The following is a 22,210-nucleotide window of genomic DNA, read 5'->3' on the forward strand; positions in this document are numbered from 1 at the left end:
ATGGTAGAAGCCTACATGTCTAACGAAAAAACGCAGACGGGCATAAATATTGTCGACCAACTTCTCGATGGAGGAATACCCCGCGGTTCATCGGTTCTAATCAGGACAAATCCCCTCTCTGACCCATCCACTATAGCTATACAGCTCCTTAGAAATCGGTTAAGGAGTGGCGACATAGGCGTTTACTTTGTCAGCAACAAATCCGCCAATGCAGTTATTGATGAGTCAGTATCGTTGGGCATGAGCCTAGCAGAGTATAAACAGCAAAATCGTCTTTTCTTCATCGACGGGTACTCTGCGCTTTTTGGGCTCAATAGTGAGGAAGCATACGCCGTCGACAACAGTTACGACTGCAATTCAGTGTTTAGTGTGGTAACAAAAGCGCTCTATGAATGCGGCCGAAAAGGCAAAGTATTCTTCATCTACGACTCATTAAACACTTCAATCGATGAATTCGGAGGCGCAATTTTAGGCGAAGTGGATAATTGGAAAAAAATAGCGGTAACCTTCAACGCAATTCTATGCTTCCTTTATACCGAGTGGAACTATGAAAACGCTGTCTCTCAAACAGTAAGTAGCCTTTACCCCACCATCATTGACCTTATGGCACTGGAAAGAATAGTGGGCAATCAAGCTATTACCGTGAGCAAAAAAGGGGGGGTCCCCGTGAAAGAAAAAATAATTCCGATAAAGAGGTCGGTGACCGGGGAAATAAAAGGTTACATACCAAAAATCCTGGTGACAGGACCATTTCATGCTGGGAAAACAACCATTGTGCATGCGCTTTCAACTCGCGCTGTCAGTGTGCAGCGGTTCGGGACAACTGTTGCGTTAGATTTCGGGCATGTAGACTATAAAGGGTTCACTTTAGATTTGTTCGGAACTGTTGGGCAACCAAGATTTGACCCCATACTAAAACTTCTTGGAGGAGAAGCATTGGGCGCTATACTAGTAGTTGATAGCACTAAACCGGAAGAATTTCCCAGAGCCAAAGAAATGATGTTAAAAGCAAAAGTCAACGGCTTGCCATATGTGGTGGCAGCAAATAAACAGGATTTGCCTAAAGCCATGTCTGCTTCCGAAATTAAAATTAAAATGAATATTCCCAATGATGTTGAAGTGATCGGTACTGTTGGAAACGACAAAGCAAGCAGTATAGGCGTTTTAGACAGTCTAATTGAAAAAATTTTATGCGGAGACTAGCACTATGTCGACTAAGGCTTTGATTGATGAAATTTTGAAGGAACTTAAGAGTGTCGGAGGAATTGAATCCTCAGCCGTCGTTACAAGAGACGGCTTACTCGTTGCTGCAGACACATCAGTTGATGTGGATGCTGAAACATTCGCCGCCATGAGTGCAAGTATGGCGGGGTCAGCTGAAACGGCGATAACTGAAGTTAACGGGGGAACTGCTGCTCGAATTATTGTTGAGGCTGCAAACTCCAAATTAATCACTCTTGGGGCTGGCTCAAAAGTCCTGCTTGTGGCGTTGACAAAACAGCAGGTTCCTCTTGGTTTAGTTTTGATAAAGCTTGGCGATGCAGCCAGAAGAATAAGCAGCATTGTAACATAGCCTGCGGTCAGTAATTATCCGTGACAGGTTAGGGTAGAGCAACGTGCGGTTTTTCAAAAGAAAAAAAGATACAAGTAAAACCGATCAGGCAGCCATAAAAAAGTGGGTAACGGAGTACGAGGATGAGGAAACAAAAAAGGCTGAGAAAGAAAGAGCCTTAAAGGCATTTAATAAAAAGTTTAAGCTATACATCATCTTAAGTGTCCTTTACGGCTTAGTTTTTGTAAACTACATCGACAATACTATCACGTCTGGAGGGTTTGCCTACAGCGGCTACCACCTGTGGCTCACCATAATATATTTTTTTCCGTTCATAATCTTGACGATTACTTTCCCGAGGAACTGGCAGTTAACCATTGGGCTGGGGCTTCTAGCTTCGCTGATGAACGATGTTTTCTACGGCATGGTTCGCAGCCTCATGGGGTCCCAAATTGATCTTGTCTGGTATTACAAGCTTTGGCTTATACCCAGCGGCACACTCCTATTCAATCTAAACCTTGGCGTAGTAACCATCCCCGTCTACTCATGGCTGATGGCACTTACCATCTACGCCCGAATCGCAATTGTCATCGTACTGCTGTGGCGTTGGAAACAACAAGCAAAAGTCAGATACTTAAGTCAACCAATGCATGAAAAGAAAAACCTGATTTCAAACTGGTGGAAAAAACAACTGAAAAATAGAGTTACAAAGCCTTCAACCCCAAAGATAACGGGTTTGCGTCTGCCAAGGACAGGCAATAGCATTCTATGAAACGCATGAAAACCTGATGTCACGGAAGTTGTTAATTGGAGCTGGGGATGGGAATTGACCCCTCTTCATCTTTGGGGTTTCACTCGCAAACTCCTCTTATCTTTGAGCGCATTTGGCAAGGAGCACTACAAACCGATTAACTGCCCCCTATTGTGGCAAATAAACGGTAACGTGAAAGAACTTTGTAACAGCTTGCTTCACCGTTCCACTAATCTAGATATTTCCAGAGCTATACTGCTGAATTATGTTTTTGTTGTGTCATAATGTGCTTGTCGCTAACTTTGGGGTAACATATTTGCCGCTGTTTCAATCATATGAATAGCTAGCAAACATCCAGATGTATGTTAAGAATTACCAGCCGTATCGTTTTATGCCCTCTAAAAGCACTTCTTTGAGTTTTTGTCCTGTCATGTAGGAGTCCATTATTGAACGCCCTGTCACAAAGGGATAGTCCACAACAACTGATACTTCCTGGCCGACATTACCGTGGAAGCATCCATCGGGGCCAACGGCGAGTTCTAAAATAAGTTGCAATGGAATGGTTGCGAATCTTGTTTCGAAGTATTTATTGTGCTCCCGATCCCAAAAGGCAGAGCCTTCTTGGTAATCATAGGCTAGTGGATGACCCGTCACATGTTTCCCCCAAATAATGGGCTTGTTTTTGTCATCTGAGTAACTAGTGAAGGCCAGGCAGGTTACACCGTAACAGTCGGCGGCGATAGGTTTGTTCAATTCGTAGAAGCAACGGACTAGGTCTTTTACACGAGGATTGTTTGCCACATCTATTAATGTACCACTGCCTCCAACAAGTAATATACCGTCATATTTATCATCGATTTCATGTTTTAGCATTGCTAATTTCTTGAAATACTCTTCACGTTCACGTAAGTAGCTTGAAGAGCTAAGATACGGCGATTGTGGGAACCAATTTGTCAGGTTCTTAGGGTTCTGGAGTAGTGGATTCTCAGGAGACTCCAGAAAAGAAACCTTCTTGGCGACCTCTGCTGAAACAACTGCTCTTCCAAGTGGGGGGTCTATGAAAGTGGGATCCATACTTGCGGGCAACGCGATTGGTCGTTGTCCTGTCGGCGTAACGAAATCGAAGGTATAGCCAGCACGCTCAAGTTCTTCAAGTGGACCGAGTAATTCCTCTCCCCAATAACCATATTCAGATAGCACTATCAACATTTTTTTCGTGTCACTCACCTCCAGCGTTGGCATTTTTGACATCCAAATCTTTTATTGCCTGTGCAATTGCTTGAATAAACAGATGAACTTCTGCTTTTGAGCGGCCGGTTACAAGGTCGCCGTCAACTACAACGCCCCTTTCGTTGGCAGTATAGATTGCGCCTGCATTGCAGATGTCTGAGCGGACAACTTCATGACAGATTATTCGGCGTCCTTTTAGGTATTGGGGGTTGGGTGTTAGAATCCATAAACCATGGCAGAGCGCTCCCTTGATTATCTTTGGGTTTTGCATGGCTCGTGCAAAAAATTTGACTGCAGGTGCATCCGAGGGTTCTTCAGGGTATTGGTAGTAACGTAAGCGGACACTTGTGTAATTTGCAGCCATTATTATGGCGGCATAATCCTCCAATCTGATTTTGTCTAAGTCCAAATTTACTTCTATTGTTTCGGCTTGGCGGGGATTTCCATATTCATCTAAGCCATCGGGGTCACTCACAAATTTCACTGATGGGTTACCCCAAAGTCTTGAAAGGAGGTGTACCTCTGCGCCTAACGCTTCGAAGTTTTGTTTGTATGCAGCAATTTCTTCTGGAATATAGAGATTCTCCAATAGGACTCCTATTTTTTTACCTATTAGTATTCTCTCGATTTGTTTCATCTCCTTTATGATTGGCTTGAGACCCCGAGGTCGGTGGCTGACATCGCCAAATACTATCAAATTCTGCAACAACGGTGGTTCCTAGTTCATCGGGGCTTAGATCAACCTGGAAATCTTTCGGTAAGTCTCCGCTTCTCCGCAAGCCCCCAACCGTTACGTCTTTTAATCGCACTACACAAGGCTGGAAAAAATCGGGCAAAACATTAACTGATTGCTGACCGCAACTCTTGTCAGGTTTAAAATAAAGTACAAAGTCAGCCTCTTCTATCGGTTTAATAAATGACCGAATGTAAATATGGGCTAAAAAATTCAATTCGAATGCATGATAACCTGAGATAGCATGCCCTGCTTTAACACCGTAACTTCCTCTAGTAATTGGAATGCCATCCTCATTAACTCGAAAGATGATGCCGTTGTAATCATGATCAAGAAAGTAAAGGTTCCAGAAAGCCATCATGTAACGCGCAATTTTTCTATAATTTTCCTTTCGAGTGGACCCGTAAAGAATTAGGTATGCCAAGATGCCCTGCTCTTGCTGCCAAAAGTCTTTTGTGCTGCTCCAGGCGAACTCTATCGGCATTCCATTGGATGGATTACGTTCAACCGCGTCGAAACAACCCCCACGGATCTGATCAATGCCAAGGACTGACATGTCGTCCGCGATTTTTTTAGCGATTTGCATGTAATTGTCCCCTTTAGTTCGCCATTTTTCATTACCTTCCTGCTGAGCCAAAAGATACATGTAATTTGCAGCGCGGGTCATGTTCCAAGCGATTTTGAGGTTATGTCCAATTATGCCGCGGTTTTGTTGCCAACCGTGCTCGTGGTCAGGTATCCAAGTAGCGAGAAACCGTTCATTTACGTATTTAGAGGCCTGGTCGGGGAAATGGGCACAAATTAGGTCACTAGTATGCTCAAGCATCCATTTGCATTTTACAAGAAAATTTGAGAGGTCATCTGTATTTCGCCCTCTTGGAAGCGGCTCTAGCGCGAGAATTAGATTGATGAGGTAAGCCGGTATATGATCGCCGATTGAGTTCCAGTTTTTTCGGGCACTATTTTGCCCAAGTTTTTTTGAACTGGAGCACATATTTGTGCAATCGATATGAGAGAAATAACCATCTGCTTTGACATTAGCATTTACATCTTTGTCTAAGGCAGCTATTGTGCCATCGAGGTAAAAGTCGTTGAAAGCCCTTATCGTTTTGCGAATATCCTCGAGTACCTGCCAATCTAGAGTGATACGATAGTATTGGGTTAGACCTGCTAAGGCATAGATTTGCTCATACAGGGGTATTGTGTCGATATCTTCGGGGTTTTGTGAACTCTCATAAAGTTGAGTAATGTAGCGACGATGAACACGACCAAACGCCCAAAAGCAATATCGTCCATCGTGACTTAAATGACGAAAAGCTTCTCTCTGGAACTGAACACCTGCCCGCGCGCCAGTTAAGTAACGCTCGCAACCAGTCAGCATATACGCTGAGCATAACCCATAGATGAGCCGTGAAAGAGTAGCGGTTTCTTGTGTGTTGTCATCTGTTGGCATCCCGGTGATGTTTAGGTTACTTCTGTAGAGTTTCGCAAAGTCCGCGGATGTATAATCTCGATTATCCCCAAAAAGTTGATCAAGCCATTGGTCCGCAAGGCGCGAAATCTGGGTAATCCACCAATGGGTGTCTTCAAAAGCGAAACGTGAAGACTGGGAATGCATTAAGTAAATATTTCGAGCGTCATATCGGGTTTCGCCTTTATGTTCAGAGTAAACGCCCTCAGCAACTATGAGGGACTGGGGGAAAATGAACTTGCGTATGTTAAATGAGCGTTCGTCTTCTTTGTCGTTGATTTTTTCGGGGTCTGGCACTCGGTCTGCATCGACGTTATCTAGGTTCTTAATAACTTGAAAAGAAGTAGTATTTCCCACATGTACTTTTAGTTCTTGACCGCTTAGAAGGGAAATGACGAAGCTGGAATTCGCGGGGTCAATAGATGATACATCCCCCATGACAGTGAGATTACGAAAAAAAAAGTCTAAAGACACAAATGACTCCAATTATAAGGTTGGGGCTGGAAAGTTATAAAGACTAGTGAGCACACTAAGAAGCAACTAATTTTTATCTATTCCTCTGCCGATATTAATATGGTGTAATTTTTGCGAACAATAATTGACGGTGAACCGCCAACTAGCCTCTCTAGTGTTGATTTGCGACCCCCCGGGAGGGTCTTTTCAAGTCCGCCAGTTTGGCGTGATCAAATTGTCTATTTTCTTCTCCCAGACCGCTTTAATGACACTCAGCCAAGACCCCCTTTTGACCCATCAAATCCCCAGCAATTCAAAGCAGACAAAAGAAAATGGATGGCAGATGGAAATACGTTTAGAGGGGGGAAACTAAAGGGAATTACTGACAAACTGGATTACCTTAAAAATTTAGGCGTAACGGCTCTTTGGATTGGTCCGGTGTACAAGCAAAGATGTGACACCGAGACTTATCATGGTTATGCAATCCAAAACTTTCTGGACGTCGATCCACGCTTTGGAAATCGCCAAGACTTACGAGACTTAGTTGACCAGGCGCATGACCGGGGAATGTATGTAATACTGGATATTATCTACAATCATACTGGCAATAATTGGTTCTATGCTTTTCAGCCTCCCGAAGACAAATTTAGGGCTATCCCTTACAGGTTTTCACCGCCCTATGATTTTGGAAAATGGAGATCCAAAATTACCGAGGAAATTGACAAAATCGATGATAAAGAAGATGGTGTTTGGCCTACTGAATTCCAGAACCCAAATTACTATACTAGAGCAGGGCAAATAAGTAACTGGAATCCTCAAGAATGGGAAAATCCTTTTGATGATAACACGGAATTTAGGAGAGGCGACTTCTATGACTTTAAAGACCTTGATCATGCATATAATGACCATGAAGTTTTAAGTGCACTAATACGGGTATACGAATATTGGATAGGGACCTTTGACGTTGATGGTTTCCGTATTGACACTGTTAAACATACCACTATCTGTACAACAAGGGCTTTCTGTGGAGCTATTCGAGAATATGCTGAGTCGATAGGCAAAGACAATTTTCTGCTCTTCGGCGAAGTAACTGGGGGAGCCAAAATGATGCTTAGATATCTTCCTAACACAGTTGATGGATATCTTGATATTTTTAAGAGAAACCTTGATGCAACACTGGATCTTGGCGACGCCGAGAGGCGGCTGGCTAATTTAGTTCTAGGGTTGGGGCGTCCAAAAGAAGATTATTTCGACCAATTTGGTGGGGTAGACGAACTAGGAAGTCACCGTCTAACTGGGCAGTATCACATTTCGCTTCTTGACGAAGCTGATATGGTTGGACGACCAAAATATCGATTCTACGCGTTGACGAACGCAAGGGACAAAGATAAGTATCTTCAGGTTGCGCATGCTGTTGGAGTACAACTTACGACGTTGGGTATTCCATGTATTTATTATGGAACTGAGCAAGCGTTCAATGGTTCGCCCGAATTACACGATCAAACGGTTGAGCCGCTGGTAAACGGGAGTGTTCAGTATCAAGACCGCTATATTCGGGAGTGCATGTTCGGAGGAACATTCGGAGCCTATGAAACGGCAGGTTGTCACTTCTTTAACGAAAATCATCCAACCTACATCAGAATTGCAGCTATATCAAAATTGCGAAATCGAAAGGATTCCATTGGTGCATCTCTTAGAAGAGGGCGGCAATACCTGCGAGAAATTGCAGTTAATCCGAATGATAAGTTCCAATATCCTCAACCAGGAGAAATTGTCGCGTGGTCAAGGATACTTTTTAATAAAGATGTAGTGGTCGTATTAAATAGCAATGGCTTGGAACATCACAGTGCATGGGTCCTTGTTGATTCTCGGCTGCATCCCATAAGCGAGAAGATGATTTTTCTGTATAAAGGTGATTGGTCGGATGCTCAACTTAAAGGTCCACCCCCGGAACAAACAGTTAACGTAGAATATTTGAATGGAATCACAGCATTCAATATCGATTTGCCGCCTGCAGGGATGGCAATCCTGAGCTAAAAATTTATCATTAAAGGTTTGACCACCTTATCCGGTGGGTAATAATAATCTCCCTAGATCATGGAATACTGCGCAACAATACCATTTCCGAATTTATACGCGGAATTGGAGCTGGGGATGGGAATTGAACCCATATATAGCAGCTCTGCAGGCTACCGCCTGAACCATTCGGCCACCCCAGCAACGTACGATTCTAGGGGGAGTCTAACATAAAAATATTGTTGGCACCAAAAAAGGTTTAGGTGAAGTAAAGCAAGCGTTTATGCGATGGCTACTTTTTGAAGGCTAACCCCGAAAAAACCGCCACAAGCTTCTCGTCTTTACGCACCATCACGTTGTAGAGCCCCGTGGTTTTGCCGTCACTGACCCGCGTTGCCTCCGCCGTAAGCACGTCGCCTTCCACGGTGGGTTTAAGATAGTTTATGCTCACCTGCAACGCAACCGCCACGTTGTCGCCGAAGTTGCAGGCATGAGCAAACGCGTAGTCCGCCAACGAAAAAATGGCGCCGCCATGGGTGAAGCCATGGGCGTTTGTATGTTTTTTTCCAACGGTCATGGCTGTTTTGCAGTAGCCGTCTTTGGATTCGAGGACTTTGATGCCTAATGCTTCAGCGTAGCTGTCGGTTCCCTTCATCTTTTTTTTCCTCTTTAGGTTTATCTTTGCCCATTATGAGGGCATACAATTTTGGAATAAGCGAAGTTATGCCTTTAGGCACAAAAATAACCATAACCACAAAGAACAACCCGAGCCCCAGCGCAGTCAAGTAGGGTCCCACGTTGCTTACGCTTGGGAAAAGAAAACCAACATTTGTCCGAAGCGTGGAGTCAAGCATGGGCAGGTAGGATTCCAACGCGACGATTATGACGGCACCGATAATTGGCCCCTCAATAGTCATCAATCCCCCCACAATCGCCATCATCAGCGGCGCCAGCGAATGTTCCAGGTTAAAAATCGAGATATCCACATAGGAGGTGTACTGCACGTAGAGTCCGCCTGCTAACCCCGCAAAAAACGTGCTTAACACGAAGGCTAACAGCCGATATTTAGCCACGTTTATGCCGATCATTCTGGCTTCCTGCTCGTTTTGGTGTATAGCTTGGAAAGCCAGCCCCCACTTGGATTTCATGACCCGATAAATCACAAGGATAGAAGCTACAGAGAAAGCAAACGCGACATAGTAAAGCGGAAGACCCGTTGGCACGATGGTTTTGGGGGCAAACCCCAAAATTCCGCCTAACTCATTATCGAATTGGGTGAAGACGGCGATGGCTATCACGGAGAAGCCGAAGGTGACGATCGCCAAAAACCACGTTTTCAGCCTTACACAAGCCAACCCAATCAGTAATCCAATCAACGCAGAGAATGCTGCGCCCACAAACAGCCCTAGTAGCGGCGGCAAACCAAGCTTCACGCCGATCAACGCGGAGACAAAGCCGCCTATGCCCAGAAAAGCCGCATGGCCCAATGATGCTTGCCCTGAATACGCCAGCAGGTTCCATGCGGAGGCGTAGATGGCGAATATCACTATGGGCGTGAGCACCTCGCTGGTCATGTAGCCTGTTCCGTCAAGCAGGGGCAGCAGGCAGGCAACGGCAAGCGCGACGATGGATAGCTGCAGTTTTCTTGAGTGCTGCAGGTCTTCTTTGAGTTTTTTGCTTGACAGGGGTATGGGTGATTTCATGTTATTGCTCCTCCTTTTGGCCGAAGATGCCGTTGGGGCGAACGATAAGGACGCCTATGAGCATTACGAAGGCGATGGCATCTGCCCAGGTTCCCCCTAAAAAGTAAATCGCCGAGTTCTCCGCGATGCCGTAGAGTAACCCCCCGATTATGGCGCCCGGTAAGCTGCCGAAGCCTCCGAGGATGATTATTGCGAACGCCTTGATAGTCGGGTAAGCCCCTATGGTGGTGTCGAAGGGCAGTATCATTCCGTAGAGTGCCCCCGCCGCTCCCGCTAACGCTGCGCCCAGCAGGAAAGTGAATATGTAGACTTGTTTGATGTTTATGCCCATAAGCGTCGCTGCTTCGCCTTTTTGGCTGGTGGCGCGGATTGCCATGCCTATCCTTGTTTTCTTGAGTAACACAAAGAGCAAAACCAAAGTAACTATGACAAAGCCGACTGCAAAGAGCCAGTCGTAGCTTATCGAAACCGAGCCGACGGCGACATTCATTCCGGCAAAGGGGCTTGCAATCTGGTGTAAATCAAAGCCCTGCCAGAGAATCACGATGTTTTGAAAGATGGATATTAAGCCTAAACTGAGGAAGATTTCGGTTAGTTTTTCTCTGCCGCGGACACGGTTAAACGTTAATCTCTCCACTGCAACCCCGACTAGGGCTACGGCGGCGATGGCAACTAGTATGGAGATGTAAACGTTCAGGCCCACGGAGACCAGATAAGCGTTTAACCCTAGCGCGGTTGACACGGCAAACGCTATGTATGCGCCCAGCATCAGCAGCTGTCCGTGGGCAAAATTTACCAGTTTCATTACGCCAAAAATTATGTTTAACCCTGCGGCTAGCAGGATGTAGATGCAGCCTGTGGCTACTCCCCATATCAGCGCGTTAGCAAACCCTGATGGATCAAACATGCGGTTCAGCTTACCTACTGTCTCATGTTTAGGTATTTAAAATATGCGAGAAACCTACCGCTTTTACGGCAAGAACAATAAAAAGAGAGATGGATGGATGCGTTATGGGCTGCCTGGCTGGTAACCTGCAGGCAACTTGAACTCGGCTTGTTGAAGAGTTCCAGCTGATGCGGATTCTGGGTAAACGATTTTGTTTCTGCATTCGCTAAGGTCTGCTTTGTAGGTCATCTGCTCCATGAACGTGGTGATTTGCACCTCATGATAATTAGTGCCGGTGGAGAACTCTATTTTCCCCGTCTGTGTCATCATTAAAAGCTGGTTCATGCTGCACCCCTCGATGGCTTCTCGGACCGCTGCCTTATCAACGGTTCCTGCACGTTCAATCGCGTCTTTGGCGATGTAGAATGCATCGTAGGTGCTTGCTCCCATGAATCCTGGGGCTTTGCTGTGCATCGCCTTGAAGTCATCGTAGTATTTCTGGATGCTTGCAAGGTATAGGGGGTCAGTGTAGGGGCCGAACTGCGACTCGATAAGCATGCCGTCGCCATAGCTGCCTATGAGCTTGTAGAATGCGGGGTCATCACAGCATTCAACAGCTATCAAGGCTGTGTTCAACTTGACGTCTCTTTGTGCTTCAGTGTAGATTTCAGCTGTGTTCTTGATGAAGTCAACAACGTAAACTGCATCTGGCTTTTTGGCTTGAACTACTCCAAGGTCAGTTTGGAAGCTAACTGCGGTGGCAGTGTAGGGTCGCTCTGCCACGATTGTGATTGGCAGATTCTCGCTTTCGATTATGGCTTTGCTGTCAGCTACAACGCCCTGCCCGAAGGGGTCGTTGCGGTATATGATGGCTAACCTTAGTGGTCTTGACTCATCAAAGCCGTAGGTGGCGTCAAGGGTGGGTTTCATGGTGCTGTTTAGGAAGTTGAGAACTGTTTTGCTGTACTCATATGTGGTGACGCAGTAGTGGAATATGTAGCTCATTCCCTCTGCATCTTCGGTTCTCTGCGGGCTATCTGCTGCTAAACCTGCATAGTTTCCCTGCGGGCCTCTGCGGGTGATAAGCGTGGAGGATGCGCCGGTGACTATGTAGGGAACTCGGTTATCCATGGCTACTACTTCGTTGGCGAGAGTTCCTGCGCTGGCGTATCCGCCGATTAACATATCTACTTTTTCGTTGAGAACCGCCTGTTTTACGGGTTCCACGGCGTTGGCTACTGAGTCATCCAGTGTATCAGCGGTTACAAGTTCGATTGGAACTTTCGTGTTCCATTCTTTAACGTAGACTCCGCCTGCATCGTTAATTTCTTTAACCGCCAACTGTGCTGCACGGTTCATGTCGTCTCCTTCAGCGCGTTGTGAGCATGCAACTAAGCCTATTTTGATGGGCCTAGCCTCAGCTGAGGGCGCCGGGTTAAGTTGTCCAGTGAATGCGAATGCTGCCACTACAACAATGATTATAGCGATTAATCCCAGAATAACAATTAGTTTTCTCTGCATACTTTTTCCTTCTTTTAATAGTAATTCAAATGATTGTGCTAATAAGATTAACTCTTTAGCACGCTTTCTCTACCTGACTCGAAGGCTTTCAGGTTTAAATCGATAAGTTTCGGCTTAAGATGCTCCGCAATTGCCTGCTGGAAAGACTCTGCCTTCAGGGGAATTTCGGGAAGCGCCGACAGAGCACCCAAAAGTATGGTGTTCACGACCAGCATATTGCCCAGCTTCTCGGCGATGCCTATGCCGTCCACTTCATGCACAAGCGCCTTTGAATGCAGAAGCGCCATAAGCTCGGTTTGGCTTTTCAGTTTAACGCCGGCTCCCACGCAGCTAGGCTGGATAAGCTTCATGTTAACGATGACTGCACCGTTACGTTTGAGCATAGGCAAAGCACGAGCGGTTTCCAGAACCTCAAAACCCACCACTACATCTGCCTTGCCTGTCTCGATGAGGGGGCACTCAACTTTGTCGCCGACGCGGGCATACGCCACAATGGAGCCGCCACGCTGAGCCATCCCATGAATCTCCGCCTTCGCCACATCAAAACCCTCCAGCATCGCGGCTTCACAGAAGATGTCACTGAGCAACACAACGCCCTGTCCGCCTACGCCGCTGAAGACCACATCCAGCTTCATTGGTCTTTCCTCCCGATGGCGCCGAAGGGGCAGACTGTTTCGCAGACGCCGCATCCGTTGCAGAGGACGGTGTCGATTTCTGTTTTGCCCCCGCTTTGGCTGATAGCTGGGCACCCGAAGGCTTTGGTGCAGACGCCGCAGTTGGTGCATTCTGCTTTTATTTGCCGCGGCTTGCCCTTTTCGATGAGCAGGGGGCAGGGACGTTTGGATATGAGCACTGATGGCCCTTGGTAATTGATGATTTCTCTGAGGGCAACGGTTGTGGCTTTCAAGTCATAGGGATCCACCGTCACGATTTTCTCGATGCCTACGGCCTTTGCGATGTCTGCGATGTTAACGGTTTTTGTATCTTCGCCCATGGCGGTTTTGCCCGAGCCCGGAGTAGGCTGATGCCCCGTCATAGCCACTATGCTGTTATCCATAACGATGACGCAGACGTTTGCTCTATTGTACGCAATGTTAAGCAGCCCCGGCATGCCCCCGTGGAAAAACGTGGAGTCCCCGATAACCGCGAACACCTTGTCTTTGACGCCTGCATGAATCATGCCGGCTGCCTGAGAAATCCCCGCGCCCATACAGAGGCAGGTTTGAACTGCCTGCACAGGAGGCAAAACCCCCAGCGTATAGCAGCCGATGTCGCCCGTCACGATTTTGTCGTCTGATTTCCCTGTTAGACTCAGGGCGCTTTCGGGGCAGGCTGGGATGCATTTGGGGTCGCCGCCGCAGACATCACAGATTAAGGGTTTATGGGTGGTGGGGTGAAAGGTGAGGGCGCCGTATTGGCAGGCTTCGATGCACCAGCCGCAGCCCTTGCATTTGTCCTCGTCCACCGTGACTACTCCGGTTTGCCTGTTCTGGGATAGCGCATCTTCGGGGCAGGCTGCTATGCAGGGCGCGTTGAGGCAGGCATGACAGGTCACCGCCGTGTTCTGCAGCTGCTTGACGCGGAGGGAGCGGATGCGTGCTTTGAGGGGGCTAAAGACTTTCTCTTTCTCAAAGGAGCAAGCGTACTCGCAGATGTCGCAGCCTACGCATTTGACGCTGTCGCATTCCACATGCTGGTTAACCATGTTAAGGGCATAGTAGAAGGCCCGGTGAGTGCAGCCTGGGCAGAGCGCGGGGGGACGCGGCGGCAAATCCAGTTTCAGCGGCGATTCAGGTTTGCAGGTGAATCCCAGCTTGGCGAAGGCGCCGCGGACTTTGTCGGGTGTGAACTCGCCGATTTCTTCCAGCCCCAACTCGGCTTTGCCGATGACTTCGATTTTTAGGCGCTGCAGATTCTCCTCTATGTAGGGCCGCAGCTCCTCGATAACTATGATTTTTTTAACTTTGCCAGCGAATTTTAAGGCAAGATCCGAGGGGAACGGATGCACAAAACCCAGTTTCAGCCAAGAGAACTTTTTGGTATCCAGCACCGAGCGGGCATAATAGTAGCCTACGCCGCTTCCAACGATGCCGATTTCCGCGCCGTTATCCTCGATGAAGTTGAAGCATGATTTCTCAGCATCCCTCTTTGCCTCTGCCAACCGGCCCTCGAGAACGCGGTGCTGGCGGATAGCATTTGACGGCACCATAACCCATCTGGAGCCGTTCTTGTCAAATTCGGCTTTGCGCTCCAGCCTCTTTAAGCCACCCAGCTTTACCCGTGCTTTGCCATGGGCAACCCGCGTGGTTAAGCGCAGAATAATTGGCAGATGCAGATTTTCGCTAAGTTCGTAGGCTTCCCTGGCCATGTCAAGGGCTTCCTGGGGGTTGCCCGCGTCGAGCAGCGGCAGCTTGGCGTGGACGGCGAAGTAGCGTGTGTCCTGCTCATTTTGGCTGCTATGCACGGCGGGGTCGTCGGCTACAGCTATAACTAAGCCCCCTTCCACACCCGTATACGCCAACGTCATGACGGCGTCGGCGGCGACATTTAAGCCCACATGCTTCATGCAGGCAATCCCGCGAAGCCCCGTCATTGAGGCGCCGACCGCGACTTCGACGGCGACGATTTCGTTAATGCTCCACTCTACATACATGCCTGTTTCTTTAGAAGCGCATGCGAGGGTTTCCACGATTTCAGTTGAAGGCGTGCCGGGGTAAGCGGCAGCGACTATGACGGAGGCCTCGATTGCCCCGCGTGCAACTGCCTCATCGCCGTTAAGCAGAGCAAAAGCGCCCGGCTTATTTGCTGAAATCTTGGAAGTCATCGTTCATCCTTACATTTTTCCCTTGCGCAAATCCAGAACTCGCTTTGCTTTGCCTTCGCTTCTTGGAAGTTCACCCACGTTAACGATTTGCACATCGGCGCTTATACCCGTCACTATGTGGATTCTTTTCTGGATTTCATTCTTAAGGGCGTTTCTGTCTGTTTGAGGGTCCTTTGCGGCTTTCTCTGATAACTCAACTTTAACCACGAATGTATCCAGCGAGGTTGGCCGGTCGACGACTATGAGGTACTGTGTGGCTAACTCGGAAAAACACATAACTGCATACTCTATTTGTGAGGGAAACACGTTGACGCCTCGGATAATAAGCATGTCATCGGAGCGCCCAGTAACCCTCATCATTCGGGCATGGGTGCGTCCACATTTGCAGGGGACAGTTACAATCCGCGAGATGTCTCTGGTTCGGTACCGAAGCATAGGCATCCCGATTTTTGTCAGGGTCGTGAAAACCAGTTCTCCCTCTTCTCCCGCAGGTAACACTTCGCCGGTGTCGGGGTTAATGGTTTCAACGATGAAGTGGTCCTCCCATATGTGCAGGCCCTTATGTTCTTCACATTCCACCGAAACCCCGGGGCCACAGAGTTCAGTTAAACCATAAATATCGTAGGCTTCAATGCCTGTTTCCTTTTCGATACGTTCCCGGATTTTATCCGACCAGGGCTCCGCGCCGAAGATGCCTCTTTTAAGCTTAAGGTCTTTTCGTGGATCTATGCCTTCCTGAGCCATTGTTTCCGCAAGGTAAACCGCGAAGCTGGGGGTGCAAGCAAGTATGGTTGTGCCTAAATCCTTCATGAGTTTTATTTGGCGCTGAGTCATACCGCCGCTGGCAGGCACGATTTTTGCGCCAAGTTTCTGTGCGCCATAATGGAGGCCTAAGCCGCCTGTGAATAATCCGTAGCCGTAGGCGATGTGGATGGTGTCTTGGCTTCTGCCGCCTGCTGTGTAGATGCAGCGTGCCACAAGCTCCTGCCAGGCGTCTAAGTCATTTTTTGTGTAGGCGCCAACTATGGGGTTGCCTGTGGTTCCGCTTGATGCATGGACCTCCACAATTTCATCCAGCTTGGTTGTAACCATACCAAAGGGGTAGTTGTCTTTGAGGTCGCTTTTCACTGTGAATGGAATCTTTTTTAGGTCATCGAGAGTTTGGATATCCTCGGGTTTTAAGCCTGCTTCATCAAATTTTTTGCGGTAGAAACTGCTGTGTTCATAGCAATGCTTGACTTGCTCCTTGAGTTTTTGTAGTTGAAACTTTTCGATGTCTTCCCGGGGCATTGTTTCGATTTTTTGGTTCCAGTATTTGCCGTCTACCAAATCGTTCCCTCTCTCGTTATAGACCTAGATACACTTCTTTTATGTGACTATTAGATAAAAGTTCCCTACTCTTCCCCTCCAAGACAACCCTGCCCCGCTCAAGAACGTAGCCGCGGTTTGCCACGTTAAGGCTGTCATGGATGTTCTGCTCCACCAAAAGCACCGTTACTCCCTCATCATTTATGGTGCGCACGGTATCAAGCACCTTCTCCACTATGATGGGAGCTAAACCCAGCGAGGGCTCATCTAGAATCAGCAACTCAGGGTTAGACATTAAGCTGCGGCAGATAACCAGCATCTGCTGTTCGCCGCCGCTAAGAGTCTGCGCCAGCGCCTTCTCCTTCTTTTTGAGCACCGGGAAAATCTCTGTTACGCGTTCTTTGGTTGCTTTGACTTTTGCTTTGTCATTTATAGTGTAGGCACCCAACATCAGGTTCTCTTCAACGGTCATGCGGGGAAAAATTTCTCTGCCCTCAGGAATCATTGTGAGTCCCTTCTTGACTATCTCGAAGGTGGAGAGTTTACTGATGTTTTCGCCCTTGAATTTGATGGCGCCGGTTTGGGGCTTAAGAAAGCCCATGATGGTTTTAACAAGCGTGGTTTTGCCTGCGCCGTTTGGGCCAATGATGCTTACTATTTCGCCTTTCTCTATTTTGAAGCTGACATCGTAGAGTATCTTGACCAACCCGTAGGATGCTGAGACGTTTTCGACTTCAAGCATTATCCTCTTGCTCCTCTCCGAAATCGAAGCGCTTACCCAAGTAAACCTTCACCACATGCTCGTCGCTGCAGACCTGTTTGGGGGTGCCCTCACAGATTTTTTCTCCATGCTGAAGAACAATCACGCGGTCGCAGAGACCCATAATTACCCGCATAATATGCTCCACCATCAGCACCGTGACGCCCTGCTTGTTAATTTGCTTAATTAACGCGATGGCTTCGTCGGATTCTTTAGGTGTTAACCCCGTAAGCAACTCGTCGAGTAAAAGCAGCTTAGGGCTAGTGGCAAGCGCCTTTGCCAGCTGGATGCGCCTAAGCTCCACCACGTTGAGGCTTTTGGCGGCGACATCGAATTTGTCTTTATCAAGCCCCACAAACTCCAAGAGTTCATGTGCCTTTGCCATCGGGTCGGTTTCATCGGTTTTTTTTCTGTTAAACAGCACGGCGGTTAACACGTTTTCTGCCGCGGTCATTTCTGGAAAAGACTGGACTGTCTGGGCAGTTTTGGTTATGCCTCTTGTGCATATGCTGTAGGATGGCAGCTTTGAGATATCCTCGTCTTGGAAGAGGATTTGTCCCTGGTCAGTTTTGTAGACGCCGCTGATGAGGTTAAGAAGCGTGGATTTGCCTGAGCCGTTTGGACCCACGAGCCCCGCTATCTCGCCGCTGTTTATGGTGAAGTCCACGTTTTTTAGGGCTTGCAGTCCCCCGAAGCGTTTGGAGACTCCGATGCATTTTAGCAAGTTTGCAATCTCCGATTAGCAAGCAATTATTCATGCTGAAAATATAAAGGTTGGTAAAAAATGGGTCTGCCTGCCCGATGCTTAAAAGTTAAATATGCTTTGAGCCTATAGAGGGGGTGTGGGGTGTATTGTTTGCCTATAACGCAAGTCAGTGTCTTCCTTGACAATCATCCAGGTTCCCTCTTCGATGCGATGTCGCAGCTAGATAAAAACCGTATCAAAATCTATGCTTTCTCCATAGCTGAGGCGGGGGAATTCGGAATCGTCCGCATGATAACTGAGGACCCCCCTAAAGCGAAGTCGCTGCTGGAGAGCGCAGGCTTTAATCTTGCCAAATCCAAAAAGAACACGGAGGTCACCGCGATCTTCAGTTCAGCGCATCATGCTCTCTCTGAGATCACAAAGCTCCTGGGGGATGAGGGCATAAACATAGAGTATGCGTATTCCTCTGCTGTGCATGTTGAGGGTAAGGTGGCTTTGATTCTGCGTCCAAGCAACGCTGAGAAGGCTGAGCAGCTGCTGAAGGCAAAGGGCGTTGAAGTTCTTTCTCTGGCTGACCTTAAACGCAACTTCAAGTAACCGCCGCGGCGTTTAAGTCGCCAATCGCTTTGAATGTAAAGTATAAACGGCAGGGTCCGCTCTTAAAGTTGGGTTTAAACTTCAGAATATCGATTCTGGAACAATAAGCTTTAATTTATGCCGTTGTACGACCCTAAGTCAGAAGGTCATCGAATGGTCACTACAAATCTGGATAAGATTTTCAATCCTCAGAACGTCGCCATCATCGGAGCAAGTGACGTAGAAGGCTCAGTCGGCTATGCCATCGTGAAGAATTTCACCAAGATGGGCTACACAGGTAAAGTTTACTTCGTTAACGTCCGCAAAGCGGAGATTTTAGGCGTGAAAACTTACCCGACGGTAGATCAGATTCCTGAACCCGTCGATTTAGCGATAGTCGCTACCCCTGCCAAAACCGTTCCTGATGTTATGGTGGAATGCGGTAAAGCACATGTAAAAGGCGTAATAATCGTGTCCGCGGGCTTCAAAGAAACTGGACCCGCAGGCAAAGCTTTAGAAGATAAAGTTTTTGAAGCCGCCCAACAATTTGGCATCCGAGTCATCGGACCCAACTGCATCGGTGTTATCCGCCCCCGAATTAACCTTAACGCAACTTTTCTGGACAAAATGCCTAAACCCGGCAACGTAGCGTTTCTGTCCCAGAGCGGCGCGTTAGGCTCGGCAATTTTGGACTGGGCAATTCATGAAAACATCGGCTTTAGCAACTTTGTCTCCGTTGGCTCCATGATCGACGTGGACTTCGGCGACTTAATCGATTACTTCGGCGCCGACCCCAAAACCAAAAGCATACTTATGTACGTCGAGGGCATCACTCAAGCACGCAAATTCATGAGCGCCGCCAGGCACTTTGCCCGAACCAAACCCATCATCGTGGTTAAATCCGGCAAATTCAGTGAAAGCGCAAAAGCCGCTGCTTCCCACACGGGCTCGCTTTCAGGCGAAGACGGCATCTACGACGCTGCTTTTAAACGGGCAGGTGTAGTGCGTGTTAACGAAATCGCTGATTTGTTCAATTCCGCTGAGGTTTTAGGCACTCAGCCGCTTCCCAAAGGCCCTAACCTTGCCATAATTACTAATGCAGGCGGACCCGGCGTGATGGCGACTGATTCGCTTATTGCTCAGGGCGGCAAAATCGCCAAGATCAGCCAGAAAACCATCGATTCCCTTAACGCTGTGTTGCCTGCTTTCTGGAGCCACGGTAACCCCATCGACGTGTTAGGTGACGCTAAAGCAGATCGCTATAAAGCCGCGCTTGACGCTGCATTAAACGATGACAACGTTGATGGTATATTGATTGTCTTCACTCAGCAGGCAGTTTCGGAGTCTGTTGAAATCGCTAAAGCCATCGTGGAGCTTGTCCGCAACAAACCCTACCAGAACAAAACCATCCTGACCTCGTTTATGGGCTTTGGCGCCGTGCAGGAAGCCAACAACATCTTAAACGCCAACAACATCCCCACATATAGCACCCCCGAGCAGGCCCTACGCACCTACATGTACATGTACAATTACCAGCGCAACATAGAATTGCTTTATGAGACCCCCGAGGAACTCCCCGTTGACGCTGCTCCACCTAAGCGCCCCATCCTGGCAATCATCCGCAACGCAGCCTTTGAAGACCGCGATGTCCTCACCGAAGACGAAGCCAAGAAAATCCTCAAGTACTACAACTTCCCAGTGGTCAAAACCGCCGTAGCCAACAACGTTGACGAAGCTGTCGCGTACGCGCAGGAAATGGGTTTCCCCGTGGTGCTCAAGATTCTCTCGCCGCAAATCATCCATAAAAGCGATGCAGGCGGAGTTATCCTTAACGTGAACTCGGCAAAAGAGGTCCGTGAAGCCTTTGAGTTGCTGATTCAGCGTGCAACCGCCTACAACCCTAAGGCGCAGATTATCGGTGTCACCGTGCAGCCTATGGTCAGCAAGAAGGGTCATGAACTCATCATCGGAGGCAAAACGGACCCGGTTTTTGGCCCCGTTATACTCTTCGGTATGGGCGGCGTCGGTGTGGAACTTTTCAAGGACTACTCTATCGGGCTTCCTCCGCTAAACACCACCCTTATCCACCGTATGATGGAGGAAACCAAGGTTTACCGTCTCCTCAAAGGCTACCGTGGCTCCACTCCTGTTGACCTTAAGAAACTCGATGAAACCATCCTTATGTTCAGCCAGCTCCTGGTTGACTTCCCCCAGATAAAGGAAATCGACATCAACCCCCTGCTCATCAACGATAAAGAAGCCGTTATCCTCGACGCCCGCGTAGTCATCGACAAAGAAAACGTCTGCAAAAAGTTTGAGCCTCACGAGCACATGGTCATCAGCCCCTACCCCAAGAAGTACGAGACCCTTTGGCTGCTTAAGAATGGACAGGAAGTTCTGCTGCGCCCCGTTAAACCCGAAGATGAACCCATGTGGCTGGAATGGTTCCAGAGTCTATCTGAGGAATCCATCCGCTACCGCTTCTTCCAAATGCTCAAAGACACCCCGCATGAAGTCCGCGTACGATACTGCAACATCGACTACGACCGTGAAGTCGCCGTGGTGGCAGAAATCGTGGAGAATGGCAAACGCAAAATCCTAGGGGTCAGCCGCTTATCCATAGAGTCTGATGGTAAACACGGCGAAATGGCCTTTATTGTCAGCGACTACTGGCAGGGATTGGGCTTAGGCACCAAGATAGTGGATTACACCTTAGACATAGCCAAGGAGAAGGGCGTTGAAAGCGTCTACGCCATCATGCTGCAGGACAACTACCGCGCGTTGAGCCTCACCAAGAAGATGGGCTTTGCCATCGAGTACCTAAGCGACGGCACCGTTAAAGGCGGCCTCAGCCTCAAAGACGAAGACATTGACATGCGCTGCGCCAGAAAACTGCCTGAACCGCCCAAGGAAACTAAGGAAGCACCGGAAATCCTCATAGTGGACGAAAAATCTGTGCCGAAAAAGGCGCAGGAAGCAAAAGAAACAGCTTCCGCCTAACCCCTTTAGTCTTCCTTTTCTTTGTTTTTCTTTTATCCTTGTTTTTGTTTGGTCAGTAGCTATCCGCTTGTTCAATCGCTATCTTTAACCGATTAGCTTTTTACATTTGCGTTTTTTGGTTTCCTCTACCCTTTTATATCGGGTAATTCTGTTAGCCTATCCTGTGCCAAACCCAATTTGGCATACGCAGGAGATGCACGCCTTTTGATTAAAGACGACAAGCGACGCCTCATGCTTGAAAAGGTTCTACGGGAAAACAATTACCAAGAGAGCGCTCTGCTTGAGATTCTTCACCGGGCCCAGGAAATCTACGGCTACCTCGACAAAGACCTCCTCATGGACATATCCGGCTCGCTTAATCTGCCGCCTAGCCTCGTCTATGGCGTCGCCACCTTCTACAGCTTCTTTAAACTCCGTAAACCCGGCGAGCACATCGTCACGGGCTGCATGGGCACGGCCTGCTACGTTAAAGGCGTAGACGAAATCATGCGGGCCATCGAAGAAGAGTTCCATCTTAAACGGGGCGGCTCAACCGCGGATGGGCGGCTCTCGCTGCTTCAGACCCGCTGCATAGGTGCCTGCGCCATGGCGCCCAACGTTGTCGTTGACGACGTAGTCATCGGCAAAGCCACCAAAGAGGCGGTTATAGCAAAAATAAGACAGGTGCTGGAGGAACAGAAAACTGAAGCTGTCTGAGTTACACAACATCGTAGACCACGA

Annotated in this window: 19 protein-coding genes and 1 tRNA gene; 7 read left to right on the top strand and 13 right to left on the bottom strand. The window is 48.2% G+C overall.

Features of this window, described 5'->3' with window-relative positions:
• From NWE93_11035 to NWE93_11045, 3 genes are read left to right on the top strand one after another with little or no spacing between them, the layout of a single operon-like run.
• Window positions 1-1,203: an ADP-ribosylation factor-like protein gene (locus NWE93_11035; protein ID MCW4000764.1), complete on the top strand. Its 1,203-nt coding sequence runs from the start codon at window positions 1-3 to the stop codon at window positions 1,201-1,203.
• Window positions 1,204-1,207: 4 nt separating this feature from the next.
• On the top strand, window positions 1,208-1,573 hold the full coding sequence (locus tag NWE93_11040) for a roadblock/LC7 domain-containing protein (GenBank protein MCW4000765.1): 366 nt from the start codon (window positions 1,208-1,210) through the stop codon (window positions 1,571-1,573).
• A gap of 43 nt (window positions 1,574-1,616) precedes the next feature.
• Complete coding sequence (locus tag NWE93_11045) at window positions 1,617-2,324, top strand: hypothetical protein (protein MCW4000766.1); 708 nt, start codon at window positions 1,617-1,619, stop codon at window positions 2,322-2,324.
• Between the two features lie 351 nt (window positions 2,325-2,675).
• Here NWE93_11045 and NWE93_11050 read toward each other — a convergent pair whose 3' ends face one another.
• Genes NWE93_11050 through NWE93_11060 form a run of 3 tightly spaced genes read right to left on the bottom strand, consistent with a single transcriptional unit; the run spans window position 2,676 to window position 6,211 of the window.
• On the bottom strand, window positions 2,676-3,545 hold the full coding sequence (locus NWE93_11050; protein ID MCW4000767.1) for a DJ-1/PfpI family protein: 870 nt from the start codon (window positions 3,543-3,545) through the stop codon (window positions 2,676-2,678).
• Window positions 3,523-4,122, bottom strand: a complete 600-nt coding sequence (locus tag NWE93_11055) for a DJ-1/PfpI family protein (GenBank protein MCW4000768.1) — start codon at window positions 4,120-4,122, stop codon at window positions 3,523-3,525. Before NWE93_11055 ends, NWE93_11050 begins: the two co-directional genes overlap by 23 nt.
• A 16-nt stretch (window positions 4,123-4,138) precedes the next feature.
• Window positions 4,139-6,211 carry an AGE family epimerase/isomerase gene (locus tag NWE93_11060; protein ID MCW4000769.1) on the bottom strand — a complete coding sequence of 691 codons (2,073 nt, stop codon included), beginning with the start codon at window positions 6,209-6,211 and terminating at the stop codon, window positions 4,139-4,141.
• 111 nt (window positions 6,212-6,322) lie between these two features.
• On the opposite strand from NWE93_11060, the gene NWE93_11065 reads away from it, so the two are divergent.
• Entirely contained in the window at window positions 6,323-8,227 is a 1,905-nt protein-coding gene (locus tag NWE93_11065; protein ID MCW4000770.1) for an alpha-amylase family glycosyl hydrolase, read from the top strand.
• 106 nt (window positions 8,228-8,333) lie between these two features.
• Here NWE93_11065 and NWE93_11070 read toward each other — a convergent pair.
• From NWE93_11070 to NWE93_11115, 10 genes are all read right to left on the bottom strand, one after another.
• A tRNA-Cys gene (locus NWE93_11070) sits at window positions 8,334-8,409 on the bottom strand.
• 89 nt (window positions 8,410-8,498) lie between these two features.
• Window positions 8,499-8,861, bottom strand: coding sequence for a hydroxyphenylacetyl-CoA thioesterase PaaI (gene paaI, locus NWE93_11075; protein MCW4000771.1), 363 nt, complete (start codon window positions 8,859-8,861; stop codon window positions 8,499-8,501).
• Entirely contained in the window at window positions 8,836-9,909 is a 1,074-nt protein-coding gene (locus NWE93_11080) for a branched-chain amino acid ABC transporter permease (protein MCW4000772.1), read from the bottom strand. The genes paaI and NWE93_11080 overlap by 26 nt, the downstream gene beginning before the upstream one ends.
• A 1-nt stretch (window position 9,910) precedes the next feature.
• Complete coding sequence (locus NWE93_11085) at window positions 9,911-10,816, bottom strand: branched-chain amino acid ABC transporter permease (protein ID MCW4000773.1); 906 nt, start codon at window positions 10,814-10,816, stop codon at window positions 9,911-9,913.
• 102 nt (window positions 10,817-10,918) lie between these two features.
• Complete coding sequence (locus tag NWE93_11090) at window positions 10,919-12,316, bottom strand: ABC transporter substrate-binding protein (protein ID MCW4000774.1); 1,398 nt, start codon at window positions 12,314-12,316, stop codon at window positions 10,919-10,921.
• Between the two features lie 47 nt (window positions 12,317-12,363).
• Complete coding sequence (locus NWE93_11095) at window positions 12,364-12,951, bottom strand: indolepyruvate oxidoreductase subunit beta (GenBank protein ID MCW4000775.1); 588 nt, start codon at window positions 12,949-12,951, stop codon at window positions 12,364-12,366.
• A complete protein-coding gene (locus tag NWE93_11100; GenBank protein MCW4000776.1) occupies window positions 12,948-15,140 on the bottom strand; it encodes a thiamine pyrophosphate-dependent enzyme in 2,193 nt (730 codons plus the stop codon). Before NWE93_11100 ends, NWE93_11095 begins: the two co-directional genes overlap by 4 nt.
• 9 nt (window positions 15,141-15,149) lie before the next feature.
• A complete protein-coding gene (locus NWE93_11105) occupies window positions 15,150-16,430 on the bottom strand; it encodes a phenylacetate--CoA ligase (GenBank protein MCW4000777.1) in 1,281 nt (426 codons plus the stop codon).
• A 55-nt stretch (window positions 16,431-16,485) separates the two neighbouring features.
• Window positions 16,486-17,190, bottom strand: a complete 705-nt coding sequence (locus NWE93_11110; GenBank protein ID MCW4000778.1) for an ABC transporter ATP-binding protein — start codon at window positions 17,188-17,190, stop codon at window positions 16,486-16,488.
• Window positions 17,183-17,932 carry an ABC transporter ATP-binding protein gene (locus tag NWE93_11115; protein ID MCW4000779.1) on the bottom strand — a complete coding sequence of 250 codons (750 nt, stop codon included), beginning with the start codon at window positions 17,930-17,932 and terminating at the stop codon, window positions 17,183-17,185. The genes NWE93_11110 and NWE93_11115 overlap by 8 nt, the downstream gene beginning before the upstream one ends.
• A 132-nt stretch (window positions 17,933-18,064) precedes the next feature.
• Between NWE93_11115 and NWE93_11120 the strand changes: the two genes are divergently transcribed.
• From NWE93_11120 to NWE93_11130, 3 genes are all read left to right on the top strand, one after another.
• Window positions 18,065-18,511 (top strand): acetolactate synthase, encoded by a 447-nt coding sequence (locus NWE93_11120; GenBank protein MCW4000780.1) that lies wholly within the window; start codon window positions 18,065-18,067, stop codon window positions 18,509-18,511.
• A gap of 153 nt (window positions 18,512-18,664) precedes the next feature.
• The gene (locus NWE93_11125; protein MCW4000781.1) at window positions 18,665-21,490 is read left to right on the top strand and encodes a GNAT family N-acetyltransferase; all 2,826 of its coding nucleotides are present in this window, start codon (window positions 18,665-18,667) and stop codon (window positions 21,488-21,490) included.
• A gap of 204 nt (window positions 21,491-21,694) precedes the next feature.
• Window positions 21,695-22,186 carry an NAD(P)H-dependent oxidoreductase subunit E gene (locus tag NWE93_11130; GenBank protein ID MCW4000782.1) on the top strand — a complete coding sequence of 164 codons (492 nt, stop codon included), beginning with the start codon at window positions 21,695-21,697 and terminating at the stop codon, window positions 22,184-22,186.
• Window positions 22,187-22,210: the final 24 nt, after the last annotated feature.

Source organism: Candidatus Bathyarchaeota archaeon (genome assembly GCA_026014735.1).
Lineage (GTDB): Archaea > Thermoproteota > Bathyarchaeia > Bathyarchaeales > Bathycorpusculaceae > Bathycorpusculum.

Excerpts from the sequence above, each read along its gene's own strand:
- NWE93_11035 (MCW4000764.1), top strand. The coding sequence starts at position 1 with ATGGTAGAAGCCTACATGTCTAACGAAAAAACGCAGACGGGCATAAAT.
- NWE93_11040 (MCW4000765.1), top strand. The coding sequence starts at position 1,208 with ATGTCGACTAAGGCTTTGATTGATGAAATTTTGAAGGAACTTAAGAGT.
- NWE93_11050 (MCW4000767.1), bottom strand. The coding sequence starts at position 3,545 with ATGCCAACGCTGGAGGTGAGTGACACGAAAAAAATGTTGATAGTGCTA.
- paaI (MCW4000771.1), bottom strand. The coding sequence starts at position 8,861 with ATGAAGGGAACCGACAGCTACGCTGAAGCATTAGGCATCAAAGTCCTC.
- NWE93_11080 (MCW4000772.1), bottom strand. The coding sequence starts at position 9,909 with ATGAAATCACCCATACCCCTGTCAAGCAAAAAACTCAAAGAAGACCTG.
- NWE93_11085 (MCW4000773.1), bottom strand. The coding sequence starts at position 10,816 with ATGTTTGATCCATCAGGGTTTGCTAACGCGCTGATATGGGGAGTAGCC.
- NWE93_11090 (MCW4000774.1), bottom strand. The coding sequence starts at position 12,316 with ATGCAGAGAAAACTAATTGTTATTCTGGGATTAATCGCTATAATCATT.
- NWE93_11095 (MCW4000775.1), bottom strand. The coding sequence starts at position 12,951 with ATGAAGCTGGATGTGGTCTTCAGCGGCGTAGGCGGACAGGGCGTTGTG.
- NWE93_11100 (MCW4000776.1), bottom strand. The coding sequence starts at position 15,140 with ATGACTTCCAAGATTTCAGCAAATAAGCCGGGCGCTTTTGCTCTGCTT.
- NWE93_11105 (MCW4000777.1), bottom strand. The coding sequence starts at position 16,430 with ATGCCCCGGGAAGACATCGAAAAGTTTCAACTACAAAAACTCAAGGAG.
- NWE93_11110 (MCW4000778.1), bottom strand. The coding sequence starts at position 17,190 with ATGCTTGAAGTCGAAAACGTCTCAGCATCCTACGGGTTGGTCAAGATA.
- NWE93_11125 (MCW4000781.1), top strand. The coding sequence starts at position 18,665 with ATGGTCACTACAAATCTGGATAAGATTTTCAATCCTCAGAACGTCGCC.